Genomic DNA, 241 nt, shown 5'->3' on the forward strand with positions numbered 1-241 from the left:
AGATAGATTTATTATCAGAAAGGTAGAATTATATGAAATCCTTTGCATTATTTCTTTTCGGTTTAGCGGTAGCGACCATTGTTATCGGCTGCAAAAACCCATCTTCGGGTACAGACACTACGGGTACAGACACTACGGGTACAGACACTACGGGTACAGACACTACAACATATACGGTTACCTACGATGCAAATGGAGGGAGCGGTACCGTGCCGACAGATACCAATACTTATACTAGTGG

The 241-nt window shown here is 43.2% G+C and carries 1 protein-coding gene; it reads left to right on the plus strand.

Annotation, left to right across the window (positions count from 1 at the left end):
- Positions 1-32 precede the first annotated feature (32 nt).
- Positions 33-241, plus strand: a 209-nt coding sequence (locus S1OALGB6SA_RS10595; RefSeq protein ID WP_230204404.1) for a hypothetical protein, incomplete at its 3' end; no start/stop codon positions are given.

This window comes from Olavius algarvensis spirochete endosymbiont (assembly GCA_900608495.1).
Lineage (GTDB): Bacteria > Spirochaetota > Spirochaetia > DSM-2461 > DSM-2461 > UBA2779.